Below are 882 nucleotides of genomic sequence, written 5' to 3'. Positions count from 1 at the left end.
AGTACAAGAATTAGAGTCTATGTATTTTTTAAAAAAATATCGGAGGGGAATAAAGAATAAATATTATCGGGGTATGCCGGTAACAGAAATGTTTTTAAAGGATATTCTTTTTCAAGTTAAAGAAATTAAGAACTTTTTTAAGAATGGATTTAAATCCAAGACCATTTTAATTTACCCTCATTTTCCAAGTAGACGTGCTGTTATTTATAAAATTTGTAACGCACTTAATTACAATATTACCAATAAACTGGATAATGATTTTGATTTGGTGCTATACTATGAGTATAGGACCTACAGGAAGGATTTTGAGGCCTTGGAAAAGCTACAAGGAAAAAAGGTTGTAAATTTATATAGTCGGAACATAGGTAAAGAATATGTAGATGAAATGCATCAGAAGATTTTTGGTTACTCAACCCGCCTTTCACCTAAAGAATATGTGGGGCCTCTCGTGAAAAAAAGTTTGATTAATGCAATTCATGATGGGGAAGTAATTAATGGTCCCATTGACAAAATTGAAGAAGGGTTTATTTATCAGAAATTAATTGATAATGGGGTGGAAGGAAATAGGGTAAGAGATATCCGAGTTCCAGTAATTAATTATGAAATTCCCTTTATTTATTACAGATATCGAAATATTGATTCCCGATTTAAGGATATTGGTGAGTCCACCATGCAGCAGGTGAATGATGAGTTGAGTGATGAAGAGGTGAAAAAAATATTGGAGTTTTGTCGGGCCATAAATTTTGAGTTTGGTGAATTGGATGTGCTTAGAGATAATCAGGATGGAAAAATCTATATTGTAGATGTAAATAATACACCTAATGGACCATCTTATTTAAGAAACGAAGAAGAAAAAGCAAATGCGGTAGGCCAATTGTCTAA

General features: G+C 32.3%; 1 protein-coding gene. It reads left to right on the top strand.

Annotated features, from left to right (window positions below; translation table 11 throughout):
• Positions 1 to 19: 19 nt before the first annotated feature.
• On the top strand, positions 20 to 882 hold an 863-nt coding region (locus tag E1171_RS00630; RefSeq protein ID WP_187696125.1), incomplete at its 3' end, for an ATP-grasp domain-containing protein.

Origin of the sequence: Xanthovirga aplysinae (assembly GCF_009711365.1) — a bacterium.
GTDB classification, from domain to species: Bacteria; Bacteroidota; Bacteroidia; order Cytophagales; family Cyclobacteriaceae; genus Xanthovirga; species Xanthovirga aplysinae.
The sequence above is the reverse complement of the archived record's forward strand: the minus strand, read 5'-3'. Positions and strand labels throughout refer to the sequence as shown.